This window comes from Pseudomonas kuykendallii (assembly GCF_900106975.1).
Classification (GTDB): Bacteria; Pseudomonadota; Gammaproteobacteria; order Pseudomonadales; family Pseudomonadaceae; genus Pseudomonas_O; species Pseudomonas_O kuykendallii.
In genome coordinates this window covers 157681-176552 of record NZ_FNNU01000002.1, presented here as the reverse complement: position 1 = coordinate 176552, position 18872 = coordinate 157681, and the positions used below count along the sequence as shown (strand labels likewise).

The following is an 18872-nucleotide window of genomic DNA, read 5'->3' as shown; positions in this document are numbered from 1 at the left end:
GGTCAATCCGACGCCATGAGGACATCCCATGCACAAGAAACTCCTGCTCGGTTCCGCCTTCGGCCTGCTCTTCGGTGCCGCCGTATTCGCCCAGGCCGCCGAGATGAAAGTGGTCAAGCCGATGCGCGGCACCATCGACAACGTGCAAGCCGACACCCTGAACTTCACCAGCCGCAGCGGCCAGAAGCAGAGCATCGCGCTCACCGAGAAGACCGCACTGCGCGCCGTGTCCAAAGCCAAGCTGGACGACATCGCCGCCGACAGCTTCGTCGGCTCCGCCGCCACGCCGCAGCCCGACGGCACGCTCAAGGCGCTGGAAGTGACCGTGTTCGAGGCCAGCCTCAAGGGCTCCGGCGAAGGCCACTACGGTTGGGAAAACGCCGACGGCTCCACTGGCACCATGACCAACGGCACCGTCGGCTCGCTGAAGAAGGCCAACGGCCGCACCCTCACCGTGCAGTACAAGGGCGGCGAGAAGCAGCTGGTGGTGCCCGAAGACGTGCCGATCGCCTACGTCGAGCCGGGCGAGCGCAGCCAACTGGTGCCCGGCGCGAAGATCGTGCTGTTCCCCACCCCGGACGGCAAGAACGCCGCCGCCATTGCCATCGGCAAGGACGGTTTCACCCCGCCGATGTAATCCGCCGCCCGCGCGGCCACGCCTTGCGCGTGGCCGCCCCCGCCACGGGAGACGCCCATGAGCACCCGACGCATCCACGCCTGGCCGGTGCGCCTGACGCACTGGCTGAACGCCTTCGGCATGTTCTGCATGATCAGCAGCGGCTGGGGCATCTATAACGCCTCTCCACTGTTCGCCTTCCATTTCCCCACCTGGTCGACCCTCGGCGGCTGGCTCGGCGGCTCCATCGCCTGGCACCTGGCCGTGATGTGGCTGCTGGTGATCAACGCCCTCGCCTACCTGCTGTATGGCGCGTTGAGCCGCCACTTCGCCCGCGACCTGTTACCGCTGAGCGTCAGCGCGGTGCGCCGCGATCTGTTCGCCGCGCTGCGCCTGAAACTTCAGCATCGCCTCGGTCACTACAACGCCGTACAGCGGCTGTCCTACTGGCTGGTACTGGCGCTCGGCGTGCTGGTGGTGCTTTCCGGCCTGGCGATCTGGAAGCCGGTACAGCTGCACGGGCTGGCCAGCCTGTTCGGCGGCTTCGACATCGCGCGCTACGTGCATTTCTTCGCCATGGCTGGCATCGCCGCCTTCATCGTCCTGCACCTGACCCTGGTACTGCTGGTGCCGAGCACCTTGCCGCCGATGATCACCGGCGGCCGAAGGGAGACTTCCCATGAGTGAACGCAAGAAAGCCCCGCCGAAGCTGGAGCCGGCGCAACAGACGCAAGTCGTCAACCTGCAGCGCCGCCTGCTGCTGCGCTCGGGCCTGAGCCTTGGCGCGCTGGCGATGCTGGGCGGCTGTAACCTGCAGGATGGCGACCAGGTCGACAAACTGCTCTGGAGCATGTCGCGCTGGAACGACCGGGTGCAGGCCTGGCTGTTCAGCGGCCAGCGCCTGGCGCAGACCTACACGGCGACGCAGATCACCGATCCCTTCCCGTTCAACGCCTTCTACGCCGAATACAACGTGCCGGAGATCGATCTGGACGGTTATCGCCTGGAAGTCTCCGGACTGGTGGAACGCAAGCAGCCCTGGACGCTGCAGGCGTTGCGCCAGTTGCCGCAACGCAGCGACATCACCCGGCTGATCTGCATCGAGGGCTGGAGCGCCATCGGCCAGTGGGGTGGCGTGCCGCTGCGTACCTTCCTGGAACGGATCGGCGCGGACACCACGGCGAAGTACGTGGGATTCAAGTGCGCCGACCGCTACTACTCCTACCTGGACATGCCCACCGCGCTGCATCCGCAGACGCTGCTGGCGCTGGACTTCGGCCAGGTCGCCCTGCCGCCGGACTACGGCTACCCGCTGCGCGTGCGGGTGCCGACCAAGCTCGGCTTCAAGAACCCCAAGCACATCGTCGAGCTGTTCGTCAGCAACCAGAACCCCGGCGGCTACTGGGAAGACCAGGGCTACAACGGCTTCAGCGGCATCTGAGGCCTCACTTGTCCTTGGTCTTGACCGGCGGGTCGTAGGAGGTCTTCGGGTCCTTCGGCTCGCCGTCGGCGATCGGCCCGCCGGCGCCGTCGTTCGAGGTGGTTTCGCCGTTCATTTCCGAGCCGCTGGCGGGCACCGAAGGCGTGCCGCTGCTGGAGCCGCTGCGCGGGCTCTCCACCTGCGGTTCTCCGTCCTTGCCGGTGCCCATCGCGCCGGAGCCGATCGAACCGGGGTCGCTGGCGGCGACCTGCGCGTAGAGGACGGACGCGGCGCCCGACTCGCGGGCCTGGACCGAGCCGATACAGGCGAGCGTGGTCGCCAGGCCGAGTGACAGCAGCATCGAAATCTTCATCGGGCACCTCCTCAGAAAAAGGGCTTGCCCTGCGTTTGGCAGCCGCGCCGCGGACAGGTGCCGACAAACGGTGAGCGGCTGACCGACGGCGCTCAAGACCGCGCCAATACTGGGCCACGATGTGGCTTTTTGCGATCGTATCGCCAGCATTGCAGGCCTTTGGCCATAAAAGTGGACGCTCTATAGGAACCTTGTTTCTGCGCCTGAGGTCATTAAAACCGACCGCTAGTCACATTGACGCAGCCAGCCTGCGACTTCGCTTGACGGTAACAACCCCTACTCAATAAACCTCTCTCCAGATACCTGGACCGACTTCGAATGCAGGGAATAGCGCATGAAGATTCTGATCATCGGCAACATGGGATATGTCGGACCGGCCGTCGTACGCGAACTCAGATCGCAACATCCGGACGCCATCATCAACGGCTTCGACAACGGGTATTTCGCCCATTGCCTGACCGGCGCACAAACCCTTCCTGAACACCTCCTCGACCAACAGTTCTATGGCGACGTCCGCGCGATCGGCGTCGAGCAGCTCGAAGGCTACGATGCCGTCGTGCAGCTCGCGGCGGTTTCCAACGACCCCATGGGCGACCGCTTCGCCGCGGTGACCCACGCGATCAACCAGGAAGCCAGCGTCACCGTGGCCAAGGCTGCCAGCCGCGCCGGCGTGCGCAACTTCGTGTTCGCCTCCAGCTGCAGCGTCTACGGCATCGCCGAAGGCGGCCCGCGCAAGGAAACCGACCCGGTTTCGCCGATCACCGCCTACGCCAAGTCGAAGATCGGCACCGAGCGCGAGCTGGCCGACCTCGACGGCGAAATGGTCATCACCTGCCTGCGTTTCGCCACCGCCTGCGGCATGTCCGATCGCCTGCGCCTGGACCTGGTGCTCAACGACTTCGTCGCCTGCGCGCTGAGCCAGGGCAAGATCACCGTGCTCAGCGACGGCTCGCCGTGGCGCCCGCTGATCGACGTGGTCGACATGGGCCGCGCCATCGACTGGGCCATCCAGCGCCCGGCCGACAACGGCGGCCGCATCCTCAACGTCAACGTCGGCTCGAACGCGCGAAACCAGCAGGTTCGCGACTTCGCCCACGCCGTCGCCGCCGCCGTGCCGGGCACCACCGTCAGCATCAACACCGACGCGCCGGCCGACAGCCGTTCCTACCAGGTGGACTTCGGCCTGTTCGAGTCCCTGGCCCCCAACCACCAGCCGGTGATGACGCTGGAGCGCTCCATCGCCGGGCTGATCGAAGGCCTGACCCGGATGAAGTTCGCCGATGCCGACTTCCGCACCTCGCCGCTGGTGCGCCTGCACGTGCTGCAGGGTCACATCGCCGAGAAGCGCCTGTCCGAGGACCTGCGCTGGCAGGCCAATAGCTGACCCATAGCGTCATTCCACCCACGTATACAGAAAAGGAGTTCCGGCTATGAAGGTCGCACTTTTTGCAGGCGGTTTCGGTACCCGATTGAGCGAAGAAACCAGCGTCAGGCCCAAGCCGATGGTCGAGATCGGCGGTCGCCCGATCCTCTGGCACATCATGAAAATGTACGCCGCCCACGGCATGCGCGACTTCGTCGTGCTGGGCGGCTACAAGGTCGAGTACATCCGCGACTATTTCCTCAACTACCGCGGCTCGCGCACCGACTTCACCATCGACCTGAAGAGCGGCGGCGTCGAATGGCTGCAGGCGACCACCGAGGACTGGCGCGTCACCGTGCTCGACACCGGCGCCGACAGCATGACCGGCGGCCGGCTCAAGCGCGCCCGCCACCTGCTCGGCGACGACACCTTCTGCCTGACCTACGGCGACGGCGTCAGCGATGTCGACATCACCAAGCTGATCAAGGCGCACCGCGAGTCGAACAAGTGGTGCACCCTCACCGCGGTCACCCAGCCGGGCCGCTACGGCGCCCTGCGCCTGAGCGAAGACCTGAGCAACGTCGAGGCCTTCCGCGAGAAGGGCGCGGCCGATGGCGGCCTGATCAACGGCGGTTTCTTCGTCTGCGAGCCGGAAGTCTTCGACCTGATCGACGACGACCAGACCGTCTGGGAGAACGAGCCGATGGATCGCCTGGTCGCCCAGGACAAGCTCGGCAGCTATCACCACAGCGGTTACTGGCAGAGCATGGATTCCCTGCGCGACAAGCAGGTGCTCGAGGATACCTGGGCGAAGGGCGCCCCGTGGAAGACCTGGTCCAACTGAAGTCGGGCCGCGATCCGGCTTGCCGGCCTGCCGCTTTCCGCAGCAGCCCGGCATGCCAGGGGTCCTGAGCCGGTTTTCGAGACCGAACTTCCCTTCCAACCGTTTGGAGATACCCGATGATTATCGTTGACACTGCCCTGGCCAAACGCGAGGCCGCGGGCAAACCTATCCGTGTGGGCATGATCGGGGCCGGTTTCCAGGCCATGGGCATCGGCCTGCAGATCCTCAATACCACGCCCGGCATGCAGCTGTGCGCGGTCGCCAACCGCAACCTGGAAAAAGCCGCGGGCGTGTTCGGCCAGGCCGGCCTGGTGGCGACCCCCTGCGACAGCCAGCACGCGCTCGAGAGCATGATCGCCGCCGGCCGCCCGGCAATCACCGAGGACGCCGTGGCGCTGGCCCGGGCCGAAGGCCTGGACGCCATCATCGAAGTCACCGGCTCGGTCGAGTTCGCCGCCCACGCAGTGCTCGCCGCGCTGGAAACCGGCAAGCACGTGGTGCAGATGAACGCCGAGCTGGACGGCACCATCGGCCCGATCCTCAAGGTCAAGGCCGACCAGGCCGGGGTGATCTACACCTTCTCCGACGGCGACCAGCCGGGCGTGCAGATGAACCTGCACCGCTTCGTCGCCGGCATCGGCGTGAAGCCGGTGCTATGCGGCAACATCAAGGGCCTGCACGACCCCTACCGCAACCCCACCACCCAGGAAAGCTTCGCCAAGCGCTGGGGCCAGAAGCCGGCGATGGTCGCCTCCTTCGCCGACGGCACCAAGATTTCCTTCGAGCAGGCCATCGTCGCCAACGCCACCGGCATGACGGTGGCACGCCGCGGCATGCTCGGCCCGGATTTCTCGGGCGGTGATCCGGGTGCCCCGCTGACACCGATCGAGCAGACCGTCGCCGCCTTCGAGCCGCATCTGGACCCGAACGGTCCCGGCATCGTCGACTACGTCGTCGGCGCGCGCCCCGGGCCGGGCGTGTTCGTCCTCGGAACCCTCGACGACCCGCGGCAGAAGCACTACCTGGAGCTCTACAAGTTGGGCCCGGGCCCCTACTACTGCTTCTATACGCCGTACCACCTGTGCCACTTCGAAGTGCCGACCTCGGTGGCGCGCGCAGTGCTGTTCGACGACCCGGTGCTGACCCCGCGCGGCGGCCCGAGTGTCGGCGTGATCGCACTGGCGAAGAAGGACCTGGCCGCCGGCGAACGCATCGAGGATTTCGGCGGTTACGAAGTCTACGGCGTGGCCGAGAACATCGACGTCGTCCGCCGCGAGAACCTGCTGCCGATCGGCCTGGCGCTCGGCTGCACGCTGGCACGCCCGGTGGCGAAGGACACTCCGCTGACCTTCGACGACGTGGTCGTTCCGGAAGGCCGCCTGATCGATCACCTCTACGCCGAGCAGGAACTCCTCTTCGGCCGCTGATTCCCGAATTGAATGCACAGGACGCACGCATGATCTTTCACGAAACCAAACTGAACGACGCCTTCCTCATCGAACTGCAGCGGCGCGGCGACGAGCGCGGCTTCTTCGCCCGCACCATGTGCAAGGAAGAGTTCGCCGCCCACGGCATGCAGACCGAATACGTGCAGCAGAACATGTCGGTGTCCGCCGACCGCGGCACGCTGCGAGGCATGCACTACCAGATGAAACCGGTGGGCGAAGCCAAGCTGATCCGCTGCGTGCGTGGGGCGATCGTCGACATCATCGTCGACATCCGCGCCGAATCCTCCACCTACCTGCAGCATCAGGCCTTCGAGCTGAACGAGGACAACAAGCACGAGCTGTACGTGCCGCCGGGCTTCGCCCATGCATTCCTGACGCTCACCGACAACGTGGAAGTGACCTACCTGGTGTCGTCGCCCTACACGCCGAGCGCCGAGCGCGGCCTGCGTTACGACGACGAGCGCCTGGGGATCAGCTGGCCGATCCCGGTCACCACCATTTCCGAGAAGGACGCGGCCTGGCCGCTGATCGCTGAAAGGACCGACCCACTCTACTGAGTGCAGCGAGGCGCCGGAACTTCCGGCGCCTGGTTGAGCCAGGCGGCGATAGGCAAACAAAAAAGCGGCCCGAGGGCCGCTTTTTTCATACTCGCGAATCGCCCGTTACTGGACGGCCGCGACCTCGCTGTTTTCGTAGACGACGCTTTCCGGACGCGCCACCGGCACCGAGCGGCCCATCAGCCGCGAGGTGACGCCCAGATTTTCCAGCGGGGAGTCAGCGGCTTCCACGGCCGGTGAAAAGTTGAAACTTTCCATCAGACCCTGGAACACGATGTAGGCCTTGTTCAATTGACCGGAGAAGATGAACTGCCGGATCAAACGAAGCTGGCGCAAGCGGCATTTCAACAACGCGCGGGCACCGCGGTATTTAGCGGCGACATAAAGCTCGTTGCGAATGAAGTGCCGATGATAATTAAGACGGGTGGCGTTAGTTTCTGTCCGAATACTAAGCGCACCACTGGTCTGGCGCAGGTGCTGAACTTTGCTATTGCCGACCATGTATCCCGGAACATCGCGGGTCATGCGCAGGGTGTATTCGGTGTCCTCGCCCCAGATGAACATCTGCGCGATCGGCAGGCCGTGTTTCTCGATGGTCGCCCGCGGCACCAGAATCGACACGAATGTGGCGCGGGAAACCGGCGCCAGGCCATGTTCCAGAAGCATCGGCCAGCTCTCGTAGGCAATGGCATTGGGGCGCTGGTCGATGCTCGGGGTATTGGTCATCAAACCGGTTTCGGTGCGCGCCGTGGAGAGCAGGAACGCGTGATCCACGCGCTTGCCATCGAGCAGCGACTCCGCGTCCATCAAGCGCTCCAGGGCGTCATCATCGGGGATCACGTCGTCATCCATCATCCAGACGAAGTCCGCGCCGGCCTGGTAGGCGATCCGGAAACCGGCACTGAAGCCGCCTGCCGCACCGATGTTGTTCGACAGGATGTGGACTTCCATTCCCGGAAAACTGCCGTCCATCAACATGCGCTCGGTACCGTCGGTGCTGGCGTTGTCGATGACGATCACGCCATCGCACGGCCGCGTCTGACGGTAAACCGCCTCGAGGCACTGCTTGAGCAGGGTTTGACGGTTATAAGTAAGTACGACGGCGTATACACGCATGACTTTCCTCTCCTTCCTTAGATGCATCTGTAATTGTCGAACAATTTCTACATATCCTGAAATATCTTCTCATGAGCAGTTTCGCCGACACAGTGATCGAAAATCGAAACTATCGATCACTCTGCAGCGAGAACCGTCAGGCTTATACTTCGGGATGCGAGTTTTTCGACGGCTTAAAACGCTTTCGTCACTCGCGTATCAATTGGAACAACATGAATATCGCCATAGTGGCAATCTGTTAACTCTGACCTTTCGCCTTGCGCAAACGATCCCTCAAAAAGTGGCGAATTAGAGCGGTGGCGACGAAAGGCGGCTTTTGGCCACTAATCACCCAAGTCGGATAGTCCACGCCAGAAAAAAGTCGAGCGGCATCGAAAAATCGAATGTTTGCGCGGTGGCAGGGTCGCTGATTCCGATAGGCGGTGCCGGCGCGTTGAATAATGCCCCGTGCACGAGCCGAACTTGCGCCCTTCCCGCGCTGCCGACACTCTATATGGCTCGAACGACAGGACTCATCCATGCGGATTCTGGTTACCGGCGGCGCGGGCTTCATCGGCTCGGCATTGATTCGCCACCTCATGCAGCACACCGGGCACCAGGTGCTCAACGTCGACAAGCTGACCTACGCCGGCAACCTCGAGTCGCTCAGGGAGATCGACGACAATCCGCGCTACGCCTTTCTCCACGCGGACATCGGCGATGCCGCCGCGATGGCCACCGCCCTGGCGGACTTCGCGCCCGACGCGGTGATGCACTTGGCCGCCGAATCCCACGTCGACCGCTCCATCGACGGCCCGGCCGCCTTCATCCAGACCAATATCGTCGGCAGCTACGTGCTGCTCGATGCCTGCCGCGCGTACTGGCAGACGCTACCGGAGCCGCGCAAGTCGGCCTTCCGCTTCCACCATATCTCCACGGACGAGGTGTACGGCGACCTGCACGGCGCGGACGACCTGTTCCGCGAAACCACCCCCTACGCGCCGAGCTCGCCCTACTCGGCGAGCAAGGCGGCCTCGGACCACCTGGTGCGCGCCTGGCAGCGCACCTACGGGCTGCCGGTTCTGATCACCAACTGCTCGAACAACTACGGGCCCTATCACTTCCCCGAGAAGCTGATCCCGCTGGTGATCCTCAACGCGCTGGAAGGCAAGCCGCTGCCGGTGTATGGCAACGGCCAGCAGGTGCGCGACTGGCTGTTCGTCGAGGATCACGCCCGCGCGCTGCTCACCGTGGTCAGCCAGGGCAAGGTCGGCGAGACCTACAACATCGGCGGCCACAACGAGCAGAAGAACCTCGACGTGGTGCGCGCCATCTGCGCGCTGCTGGAAGAGCTGGCGCCGCGGAAGCCGGCCGGGCTCGCCCGCTACGAAGACCTGATCACCTATGTCAGCGACCGCCCGGGCCATGACCTGCGCTACGCCATCGACGCCGGCAAGATCCAGCGCGAGCTGGGTTGGGTGCCGCAGGAAACCTTCGCCAGCGGCCTGCGCAAGACCGTGCAGTGGTACCTGGACAACCTGGACTGGTGCCGGCGCGTGCAGGACGGCAGCTACCAACGCGAGCGCCTCGGCGCCATCGACCCACTCAAGGAACTCCCATGAAAGGAATCATCCTCGCCGGCGGCTCTGGCAGCCGGCTGCATCCCATCACCCTCGGCGTGTCCAAACAGCTGCTGCCGATCTACGACAAGCCGATGATCTACTACCCGATCTCGGTGCTGATGCTCGCCGGCATCCGCGACATCCTGATCATCTCCACGCCGCAGGACCTGCCGAACTTCCGCAAGATGCTCGGCGACGGCGCGCAGTTCGGGGTGAGTTTCCAGTACGCCGAACAGCCGACGCCGGATGGCCTGGCGCAGGCCTTCCTGATCGGCGAGGACTTCATCGGCGACGACTCGGTGTGCCTGATCCTCGGCGACAACATTTTCCACGGGCACCGTTTCACCGAGCAGTTGACCCGCGCCGCCGCCCATCCGAGCGGCGCGACGGTGTTCGGCTACTGGGTGAAGGACCCGCAGCGCTTCGGCGTGGTCGAGTTCGATGAGCAGGGTCACGCGCTGTCCATCGAGGAGAAGCCGGCCGAGCCGAAGTCCAGCTACGCGGTGACCGGGCTGTATTTCTACGACAACGACGTGATCAAGATCGCCAAGGCGGTCAAGCCTTCGCCGCGTGGCGAGCTGGAGATCACCGACATCAACAACGCCTACCTGCAGCGCGGCGACCTGCGCGTCGAACGCTTCGGCCGCGGCTTCGCCTGGCTCGACACCGGCACCCACGACAGCCTGCTGGAAGCCTCGCAATACGTGCAGACCATCGAACATCGCCAGGGCCTGAAGGTGGCCTGCCTCGAGGAAATCGCCTTCCAGCAGGGCTGGATCGACCGCGAGCGCCTGCTCGACCAGGCGCGGATTTTCGGCAAGACCGGTTACGGCGAATACCTGTACAAGCTGGAGAAAGAGAGCCGATGAACGTCATCCCCACCGAGCTGCCCGATGTGCTGGTGCTCGAACCCCGGATCTTCGGCGACGAGCGCGGGTTCTTCTTCGAGAGCTTTAACGCCCGCGCCTTCGCCGAGGCGACCGGGCTCACCCGGGAGTTCGTCCAGGACAACCATTCGCGCTCGGCGCGGGGCGTGCTTCGCGGGCTGCATTACCAGATCAGTCAGCCACAGGGAAAACTGGTGCGCGTGGTCGCCGGCGAAGTGTTCGATGTCGCGGTCGACCTGCGGCGCGGCTCGCCCACCTTCGGCCGCTGGGCCGGCGTGCACCTGAGCGCCGACAACAAGCGCCAGCTGTGGGTCCCGGAAGGTTTCGCCCATGGCTTCGTGGTGCTCAGCGAAAGCGCCGAGTTCCTCTACAAGACCACCGACTACTACGCCCCCGAACACGAGCGCTGCATCCGCTGGGACGACCCGCAGCTGGCCATCGACTGGCCCCTGCATGAGACGCCGCAGTTGTCGGCCAAGGACCGCAGCGGCGTCGCCCTGGCCGAAGCCGAGCTGTTCCCATGAGGATTCTCGTCACCGGCCGCAACGGCCAGGTCGCCCAGGCGTTGCAACGCAGCCTTGCCCCGCTGGGCGAGCTGAGCGTGCTGGGCAGCGAGCAACTGGACCTACAGGACGTCGACGCGATTCGCCGCCAAGTGCGCGTCCTGCGGCCGGCGCTGATCGTCAACGCCGCCGCGCACACGGCGGTCGACCTGGCGCAGAGCGAGCCGGACAAGGCCTTCGCGATCAACGCCACGGCGCCCGGCGTGCTCGCCGAGGAGGCCTCAGCCCTGGGCGCAGCGCTGATCCACTATTCCACCGACTACGTGTTCGACGGCAGCAAACCCGCGCCCTACCTGGAAAGCGACGTACCCAATCCGCTCGGCGTCTACGGCCAGAGCAAGCTGGCCGGCGAACGGGCGATCCAGGCGGTGGGCGGCGAGCACCTGATCCTGCGCACCAGCTGGGTCTACTCGACCCAGGGGCGCAACTTCCTGCTGACCATGCAGAAGCTGCTGGCCGAGCGCGACGAACTCAAGGTGGTGGACGACCAGATCGGCGCGCCGACCTGGGCCGATTCCATCGCCGAGGCCACTGCGGCGCTGGTCCGCCGCTGGCAGGCGGGCACGCCCGGCGCCTGGGGCCTGTATCACTTCAGCGCCGGCGGCGAGACCTCCTGGTTCGGCTTCGCCCAGGCCATCGCCGCGCACCTCGCCACGCAGAACCGCCTGCGCGCGCGGCTGCTGCCGATCCCGTCGAGCGACTACCCAACCCCGGCGCCGCGGCCGTTGAACTCGCGGCTCGACTGCACGCGGCTGCAGCGCGAATGGGGCGTCTCGCTGCCCGACTGGCGCGCGGCGCTGGCGCAGTGCCTGGCCGACAGCCCCACCTGAGCGCAGGGTGCGCCATGCGCACCACAAGCTCCTGCTTCCCCGGTGCGCGCAGCGCAGCATACGGATATTCGGGTCCGGCGCCCTGCTAGAATGCCGCCCATGACCGACCACCCCCATCCCCGCCGCCCGCGCTGGCGCAGTCTGGCGCTGCTCGCCGTGCTGCTGGCCCCTCTGCTGTGGCCGCTGCATCACCTCGCCGAGCGCTATTACCGCAGCGAACTGGCCGAACAGAACCGCCAGACGCTCGACCTCTATGTCGCCAACCTGCTCGGCACCCTGCGCCGCTACGAGGTGCTGCCGCCGATTCTTGGCGACCTGCCGCCACTGCGCGCCGTACTCGACCAGCCCGCCAGCGGGCCGACCCACGAGGCCGCCAATCGCCTGCTGTCGCAGTTGCGCGAGCAGACCGGTGCCGAGGTGATCTATCTGATGGATGCCGCCGGCAACACCCTGGCGGCGTCCAACTGGGACCAGCCGGACAGCTTCATCGGCCGCAACTTCGCCTTCCGGCCGTACTTCCGCGAGGCCATCGCCGGCCAGCAGGGGCGCTTCTTCGGCCTCGGCACCACGTCAGGCAAGCGTGGCTACTACTTCGCCTCGGCGGTGAGGGACGGCAAGCGGGTGCTCGGGGCGCTGGTGGTCAAGGTCGACCTGGATATCACCGAAGTGCCCTGGGGCAATACCCCCGAGCAATTGCTGGTGACCGACCACCACGGCGTGGTGATCCTCACCTCGCGGGCGCAGTGGCGTTACCGCGCCAGCCGCCCGTTGTCGGTGCGCGAACGCGACGAGATCGCCGACAACCAGCCCTATCCGACCCGCGAACCCGTCCCCCTGCAATTGAAGAGCGACACCTGGATGGAGCAGAGTCGGGTGCTGCAGGAAACCGGCTGGACGGTGAACATCCTCGCGCCGCGCTCGATGATCGAGCGCCGCGTGCAGACCAGCGTGGCGATCGGCGGCGGCGCCCTGCTCCTGCTGATGCTGATGCTCGGTCTGATGATGCAGCGCCGCCGTCACTACCTGGAACGGATCGCCTTCGACAGCCGTGCGCGCCAGGAGCTGGAGAGCCGCGTGCTGGAGCGGACCCATGACCTGGAAACCCTCAACAGCCGGCTGAAGGACGAGGTGCTCGAGCGCGAGCACGCCCAGCAGGAAGCCGCCCGCGCCCAGGATGAGCTGGTGCAGGCCGGCAAGCTCTCGGTGCTCGGCACCATGAGCGCGAGCATCAGCCACGAGCTCAATCAGCCGCTGGCGGCGATCCGCAGCTACGCCGAGAACGCCGCCGTGCTGCTCGACCATCAGCGCATCGATGACGCGCGCGGCAACCTCAAGCTGATCGGCGAACTGACCGGGCGCATGGCCTCGATCATCGCCCACCTGCGCGCTTTCGCCCGGCGCGACCGGCATGCGCCGGAAAGCGTCGCCCTGCAGCCGGCGCTGGACGATGCCCTGGCCCTGCTGGCGCAGCGTCGGCGGGCGATGGAGGTGGAGCTGATCCGCGACCTGCCGGATGCGCCGCTGTGGGTGCAGGCCGGTGAAACCCGCCTGCGCCAGGTACTCGGCAACCTGCTCGCCAATGCCCTCGACGCGCTCACCGCCAAGGGCCCGCCGCGGCGCCTGTGGCTGAACGCCGAGCAGACCGCCCAAGGCGTCGAGCTGCGCATCCGCGACAACGGCCCGGGCTTCAGCGAGGAAGCCCTGCAGCGCGCCCGCGAGCCGTTCTTCACCACCAAGACCAGCACCCAGGGCCTCGGCCTCGGGCTGGCGATCTGCGATACCCTGATGCGCGCCCTGGGCGGCGAGCTGCTGCTCGCCAACCATCCCGAGGGCGGTGCCCTGCTCACCCTGCGCCTGCGCGCCGCCGCGCCCGGCGTCAACCCGCACCCGCCGGAGGACTTTGCATGAGTACCGATTCGCCGATCGATGGCCGCGTCGAGGTCCTGCTGATCGACGACGACCCGCACCTGCGCCAGGCCCTCAGCCAGACCCTGGACCTGGCCGGGCTCAAGGTACTCGCACTGGACAGCGCCGACGGCGTCGGCGAGCGCCTGGACGCCGACTGGCCGGGCGTGGTGGTCAGCGATATCCGCATGCCCGGCGTCGATGGCCTGCAGCTGCTCGAAGCGCTGCACGCCAAGGACCCCGGCCTGCCGGTACTGCTGATCACCGGGCACGGCGACGTGCCGCTGGCGGTGCAGGCGATGCGCGCCGGCGCCTACGATTTCCTCGAGAAACCCTTCCCCAGCGAGAACCTGCTGGACAGCGTGCGCCGCGCCCTCGACCTGCGCCGCCTGCAACTGGACAACCGCAGCCTGCGCCTGGCCCTGGCCGACCGTCATGAACTGTCCGGCCGGCTGCTCGGCCAGTCAGCGCCGACCCGTCGCCTGCGCGAGCAGATCGGCGCGCTGGCGGCGACCAACGCCGACGTGCTGATCCTGGGCGAAACCGGTTCCGGCAAGGAGGTCGTGGCGCGCGCCCTGCACGAGCTCTCGGCACGACGCAACGGCCCCTTCGTCGCCATCAATGCCGGCGCGCTGGCCGAGTCGGTGGTGGAAAGCGAGCTGTTCGGCCATGAGGCCGGCGCCTTCACCGGGGCGCAGAAACGCCGCATCGGCAAGTTCGAGCACGCCAACGGCGGCACCCTGTTCCTCGACGAGATCGAGAGCATGAGCCTCGACGTGCAGGTCAAGCTGCTGCGCCTGCTGCAGGAACGCATCGTCGAACGGATGGGCTCGAACCAGCTGATCCCGCTGGACATCCGCGTCGTCGCCGCAACCAAGGAAGATCTGCGCCAGGCCGCCGACCAGGGCCGCTTTCGCGCCGACCTGTACTACCGGCTGAACGTCGCGCCGCTGCGCATTCCGCCGTTGCGCGAGCGCGGCGAGGACGCGCTGCTGCTGTTCGAGCATTTCGCCGAAGCCGCCAGCGCGCGGCACAGGCTGCCGCCGCGCGAGTTGCAGCCGCTGCAACGGGCGATGCTGCTGCGGCATGCCTGGCCGGGCAACGTGCGCGAACTGCAGAACGCCGCCGAGCGTTTCGCCCTCGGCCTGGAACTGGCGCTGGACAACCATGCGCCGAGCCTGCCGGCGGTGCAGGGCGGCCTCAGCGAACAGGTCGAGGCCTTCGAGCGGGCGCTGATCGCCGCCGAGTTGAGCCGGCCGCACGGGTCGATGCGCAGCCTCGCCGAAGCCCTCGGCCTGCCGCGCAAGACCCTGCACGACAAGCTGCGCAAGCACGGTCTGCACTTCGGCGAAGGCAGCGATGAAAGTGACTGAGCGGTCAGCCGAATAGCGTTTCGCCACCTTGATCGGCGGCGCGCCATTTACTGTTCTTCCTGCGACACCCCGCCACGGCGCCGCTCGTCGGCTTGACTCAGATCATCCTGCGCCAAGGTGGTGCGCGCCCAATGGAATCAGCTAACCGATTCCGGAGGGCATCATGGAACGACAAACGACGCGCAAGCTGCGCCTCGGCGCACTCACCGCACTGGTCATCGGCTCGATGGTCGGCGGCGGCATCTTCTCACTGCCGCAGAACATGGCGGCCAGCGCCGGCGCCGGCGCGGTACTGATCGGCTGGGCGATCACCGCGGTGGGCATGCTCACCCTGGCGCTGGTGTTCCAAAACCTCGCGGTGCGCAAGCCCGAGCTGGACACCGGGGTCTACGCCTACGCGAAAGCGGGCTTCGGCGACTACATGGGTTTCTCGTCCGCCTGGGGCTACTGGATCAGCGCCTGGATCGGCAACGTCAGCTACTTCGTGCTGCTGTTCGCCACCTTGGGCTACTTCTTCCCGGTCTTCGGCGAAGGCAACACGCCGGCCTCGATCATCGGCGCCTCGCTGCTGCTCTGGGGCGTGCACTTCCTGGTCCTGCGCGGGATCCACGAGGCGGCGCTGGTCAACCTGATCACCACCGTGGCGAAGATCGTCCCGCTGCTGATCTTCATCGTCATCACCGCCCTGGCCTTCAACGTCGACCTGTTCACCGCGGACTTCTGGGGTAAAGGCAACCCCGACCTGGGCAGCGTGCTGAACCAGGTGCGCGGGATGATGCTGGTCACCGTCTGGGTGTTCATCGGCATCGAGGGCGCCAGCATCTACTCGGCGCGCGCCGAACACCGCAGCGAGGTGGCAAAGGCCACCGCGATCGGCTTCTACAGCGTGCTCCTGCTGCTGGTACTGGTGAACGTACTGTCCATGGGCGTGCTCGGACAGGCCGAGCTGGCGACGCTGAAGAATCCCTCCATGGCCGGCGTGCTGGAACATGTGGTCGGCCACTGGGGTGCGGTGCTGATCAGCGTCGGGCTGGTGGTGTCGCTGACCGGCGCGCTGCTGTCCTGGACGCTGCTCTGCGCGGAGATTCTTTTCGCCGGTGCACGCGACCACACCATGCCGAACTTCCTCAAGAAGGAGAATGCCAACGGCGTCCCGGCGAATGCGCTGTGGCTGTCCAACGGACTGATCCAGCTGTTCCTGATCATCACCCTGTTCAACTCGGCGACCTACCTCAACCTGCTCTACCTCGCCACCTCGATGATCCTGGTGCCGTACTTCTGGTCGGCCGCCTACGCCGCGCTGCTCGCCCTGCGTGGCGAGACCTACGAGCAGGCCGCCGGCGCACGCCGCCGCGACCTGGCGATCGGCGCGGTGGCGGTGCTCTACGCGGTCTGGCTGCTCTACGCCGGCGGCCTCAAGTACGTGCTGCTGTCGGCCCTGCTGTACGCACCCGGCGCGCTGTTCTTCGCCAAGGCCAAGCGCGAACAGGGCCAGCCAGTCTTCACCGGCGTGGAGAAAGTCATTCTCGCCGCAGTGCTGGTCGGCGCGGCCGTCGCCGCCTACGGCCTCTACGACGGCTTCCTCAGCCTTTGATCCACCCGGTTCAAGGAGAACCACCATGTCCAACCCCACAGAAAAACTCGGCGTGCACTCCGAAGCCGGCAAGCTGCGCAAGGTGATGGTCTGCGCGCCCGGCCTCGCGCACCTGAGGCTCACACCGGACAACGCCGACGAACTGCTCTTCGACGATGTCATCTGGGTCAGCCAGGCCAAGCGCGACCACTTCGACTTCGTCACCAAGATGCGCGAGCGCGGCGTCGAGGTGCTGGAGATGCACAACCTGCTCACCGAGACGGTGAAGAACCCGCAGGCGCTGAAATGGATTCTCGACCACAAGCTCGCCGTCGACCTGGTCGGCGTCGGCCTGCAGGACGAGCTGCGCAGCTGGATGGAAGGCCTGGAGCCGCGCACGCTGGCGGAATTCCTCATCGGCGGGGTATCGGCCGCCGACCTGAAGGGCAGCCAAGGCGGCGAGATGATCCGCCTGTTCCGCGACTACCTCGGCCACAGCAGCTTCCTCCTGCCGCCGCTACCGAACACCGTGTTCACCCGCGACACCACCTGCTGGATCTACGGCGGGGTCACGCTCAACCCGATGTACTGGCCGGCGCGCCGCCAGGAAACCCTGCTCGCCGCGGCGATCTATCGCTTCCATCCGGAATTCGCCGGCGCCGACTTCCAGGTCTGGTACGGCGACCCTGAAGTCGACCACGGCCAGGCGACCCTGGAAGGCGGCGACGTGATGCCGATCGGCAACGGCGTGGTGCTGATCGGCATGGGCGAGCGCAGTTCGCGCCAGGCCATCGGCCAGCTCGCGCAGTCGCTGTTCCGCAACGGCGCGGCCGAGCGGGTGATCGTCGCCGGGCTTCCGAAGTCGCGCGCCTCCATGCACCTGGACACGGTGTTCAGCTTCTGCGACCGCGACCTGGTCACGGTCTTCCCCGCCGCGGTGAACGCCATCGTGCCGTTCAGCCTGCGCCCGGACGAAAGCAAGCCCGGCGGCATCGACATCCGCCGCGAGGAGAAAGGCTTCGTCGACGTGGTGGCCGGGGCACTCGGCCTGCCGCAGCTGCGCACCATCGAGACCGGCGGCGACAGCTTCGAGGCCGAACGCGAACAGTGGGACGACGGCAACAACGTGGTCGCCCTGGAGCCCGGCGTCGTCATCGCCTACGACCGCAACACCTTCACCAACACCCGCCTGCGCAAGGCCGGGGTGGAGGTCATCACCATCGACGCCAGCGAGCTGGGCCGCGGCCGTGGTGGCGGCCACTGCATGACCTGCCCGATCGTCCGCGACCCCATCGACTACTGATACGACAGCGCGCGGTCCCGGCCGCGCGCCGCTCGACACAAGGAACAGCGACCATGGCCTTCAACATCCACAACCGCAGCCTGCTCAGCCTGATGCACCACAGCGAGCGCGAACTCTGCTACCTGCTCGACCTGTCGCGGGACCTCAAGCGCGCCAAGTACACCGGCACCGAACGCCAGCACCTGAAAGGCAAGAACATCGCGCTGATCTTCGAGAAGACCTCCACGCGCACCCGCTGCGCCTTCGAGGTGGCGGCCTACGACCAGGGCGCCAACGTCACCTACATCGACCCGAACTCCTCGCAGATTGGCCACAAGGAGAGCATGAAGGACACCGCCCGCGTGCTCGGGCGGATGTACGACGCCATCGAGTACCGCGGCTTCAAGCAGGCCATAGTCGAGGAACTGGCGAAATACGCCGGGGTGCCGGTGTTCAACGGCCTGACCGACGAATACCACCCGACGCAGATGATCGCCGACGTGATGACCATGCGCGAACACAGCGACAAGCCGATGCATTCGATCAGCTACGCCTACCTGGGCGACGCGCGTTTCAACATGGGCAAGTCGCTGTTGCTGATCGGCGCCAAGCTCGGCATGGACGTGCGTATCGGCGCGCCCAAGGCGCTGTGGCCGAGCCAGGAACACATCGACGCCTGCCAGGCCTTCGCCGACGCCAGCGGCGCCACCCTGACGCTCACCGAGGACCCGTTGGAGGCGGTCAAGGGCGTCGATTTCATCCACACCGACGTCTGGGTCTCCATGGGTGAACCGGTGGAAGCCTGGGCCGAGCGCATCGGCCAGCTGCTGCCGTACCAGGTCAACGCCGCGCTGATGAAGGCGGCGGGCAACCCGCGGGTGAAGTTCATGCACTGCCTGCCGGCGTTCCACAACTCGGAAACCAAGGTCGGCCAGCAGATCGCCGCGCAGTATCCGAACCTCGCCAACGGCATCGAAGTGACCGAGGACGTCTTCGAGTCGCCGGCCAACATCGCCTTCGAGCAGGCGGAAAACCGCATGCACACGATCAAGGCGATCCTCGTCTCGACCCTCGCCGAAATCTGACCCCCGCGCCCGCTACGCCCGACGGGTGCGCGGCGG

At 66.3% G+C, this 18872-nt stretch carries 18 protein-coding genes; 16 read left to right on the top strand and 2 right to left on the bottom strand.

The annotated features are described in order from the left end of the window. Positions 1-28: 28 nt before the first annotated feature. From BLV15_RS05975 to BLV15_RS05965, 3 genes are read left to right on the top strand one after another with little or no spacing between them, the layout of a single operon-like run. Positions 29-637, top strand: coding sequence for a hypothetical protein (locus tag BLV15_RS05975; protein ID WP_090225523.1), 609 nt, complete (start codon positions 29-31; stop codon positions 635-637). Positions 638-694: 57 nt separating this feature from the next. Then, on the top strand, positions 695-1303 hold the full coding sequence (locus BLV15_RS05970) for a cytochrome b/b6 domain-containing protein (RefSeq protein ID WP_090225522.1): 609 nt from the start codon (positions 695-697) through the stop codon (positions 1301-1303). After that, a complete protein-coding gene (locus tag BLV15_RS05965) occupies positions 1296-2057 on the top strand; it encodes a molybdopterin-dependent oxidoreductase (RefSeq protein WP_090225520.1) in 762 nt (253 codons plus the stop codon). The genes BLV15_RS05970 and BLV15_RS05965 overlap by 8 nt, the downstream gene beginning before the upstream one ends. A 4-nt stretch (positions 2058-2061) precedes the next feature. Here BLV15_RS05965 and BLV15_RS05960 read toward each other — a convergent pair whose 3' ends face one another. Continuing rightward, positions 2062-2409: a hypothetical protein gene (locus BLV15_RS05960; protein ID WP_090225519.1), complete on the bottom strand. Its 348-nt coding sequence runs from the start codon at positions 2407-2409 to the stop codon at positions 2062-2064. A 334-nt stretch (positions 2410-2743) separates the two neighbouring features. Here BLV15_RS05960 and BLV15_RS05955 point away from each other — a divergent pair, with 334 nt between their 5' ends. The 4 genes from BLV15_RS05955 (at position 2744) to rfbC (BLV15_RS05940) (ending at position 6621) form a co-directional block, all read left to right on the top strand. Beyond that, a complete protein-coding gene (locus BLV15_RS05955; protein WP_090225517.1) occupies positions 2744-3793 on the top strand; it encodes an NAD-dependent epimerase/dehydratase family protein in 1050 nt (349 codons plus the stop codon). A gap of 46 nt (positions 3794-3839) precedes the next feature. After that, positions 3840-4616 carry a glucose-1-phosphate cytidylyltransferase gene (gene rfbF / locus BLV15_RS05950; protein WP_090225516.1) on the top strand — a complete coding sequence of 259 codons (777 nt, stop codon included), beginning with the start codon at positions 3840-3842 and terminating at the stop codon, positions 4614-4616. A 116-nt stretch (positions 4617-4732) separates the two neighbouring features. Beyond that, entirely contained in the window at positions 4733-6043 is a 1311-nt protein-coding gene (locus tag BLV15_RS05945) for an NAD(P)H-dependent oxidoreductase (protein ID WP_090225514.1), read from the top strand. A 29-nt stretch (positions 6044-6072) separates the two neighbouring features. After that, complete coding sequence (rfbC, locus tag BLV15_RS05940; RefSeq protein WP_090225512.1) at positions 6073-6621, top strand: dTDP-4-dehydrorhamnose 3,5-epimerase; 549 nt, start codon at positions 6073-6075, stop codon at positions 6619-6621. 105 nt (positions 6622-6726) lie between these two features. Here the strand turns inward: rfbC (BLV15_RS05940) and BLV15_RS05935 are convergent, their stop codons facing one another. After that, positions 6727-7737, bottom strand: coding sequence for a glycosyltransferase family 2 protein (locus tag BLV15_RS05935; RefSeq protein ID WP_217632875.1), 1011 nt, complete (start codon positions 7735-7737; stop codon positions 6727-6729). Positions 7738-8255: 518 nt separating this feature from the next. Here BLV15_RS05935 and rfbB point away from each other — a divergent pair. From rfbB to BLV15_RS05890, 9 genes are all read left to right on the top strand, one after another. Continuing rightward, positions 8256-9338, top strand: coding sequence for a dTDP-glucose 4,6-dehydratase (gene rfbB / locus BLV15_RS05930; RefSeq protein ID WP_090225509.1), 1083 nt, complete (start codon positions 8256-8258; stop codon positions 9336-9338). After that, on the top strand, positions 9335-10207 hold the full coding sequence (gene rfbA, locus BLV15_RS05925) for a glucose-1-phosphate thymidylyltransferase RfbA (protein WP_090225507.1): 873 nt from the start codon (positions 9335-9337) through the stop codon (positions 10205-10207). The genes rfbB and rfbA overlap by 4 nt, the downstream gene beginning before the upstream one ends. Next, on the top strand, positions 10204-10749 hold the full coding sequence (rfbC, locus tag BLV15_RS05920; protein ID WP_090225506.1) for a dTDP-4-dehydrorhamnose 3,5-epimerase: 546 nt from the start codon (positions 10204-10206) through the stop codon (positions 10747-10749). Before rfbA ends, rfbC (BLV15_RS05920) begins: the two co-directional genes overlap by 4 nt. Next, positions 10746-11618: a dTDP-4-dehydrorhamnose reductase gene (gene rfbD, locus BLV15_RS05915; RefSeq protein ID WP_090225504.1), complete on the top strand. Its 873-nt coding sequence runs from the start codon at positions 10746-10748 to the stop codon at positions 11616-11618. The genes rfbC (BLV15_RS05920) and rfbD overlap by 4 nt, the downstream gene beginning before the upstream one ends. Positions 11619-11717: 99 nt before the next feature. Beyond that, positions 11718-13526, top strand: a complete 1809-nt coding sequence (locus BLV15_RS05910) for a sensor histidine kinase (RefSeq protein WP_090225502.1) — start codon at positions 11718-11720, stop codon at positions 13524-13526. Next, a complete protein-coding gene (locus BLV15_RS05905; protein WP_090225501.1) occupies positions 13523-14896 on the top strand; it encodes a sigma-54-dependent transcriptional regulator in 1374 nt (457 codons plus the stop codon). The genes BLV15_RS05910 and BLV15_RS05905 overlap by 4 nt, the downstream gene beginning before the upstream one ends. Before the next feature lie 163 nt (positions 14897-15059). Then, positions 15060-16490, top strand: coding sequence for an arginine-ornithine antiporter (gene arcD, locus BLV15_RS05900; RefSeq protein ID WP_090225499.1), 1431 nt, complete (start codon positions 15060-15062; stop codon positions 16488-16490). A 25-nt stretch (positions 16491-16515) separates the two neighbouring features. Then, positions 16516-17772: an arginine deiminase gene (gene arcA / locus BLV15_RS05895; protein WP_090225497.1), complete on the top strand. Its 1257-nt coding sequence runs from the start codon at positions 16516-16518 to the stop codon at positions 17770-17772. Positions 17773-17825: 53 nt separating this feature from the next. After that, positions 17826-18836 (top strand): ornithine carbamoyltransferase, encoded by a 1011-nt coding sequence (locus BLV15_RS05890; RefSeq protein ID WP_090225495.1) that lies wholly within the window; start codon positions 17826-17828, stop codon positions 18834-18836. The last annotated feature ends 36 nt before the right edge of the window (positions 18837-18872 follow it).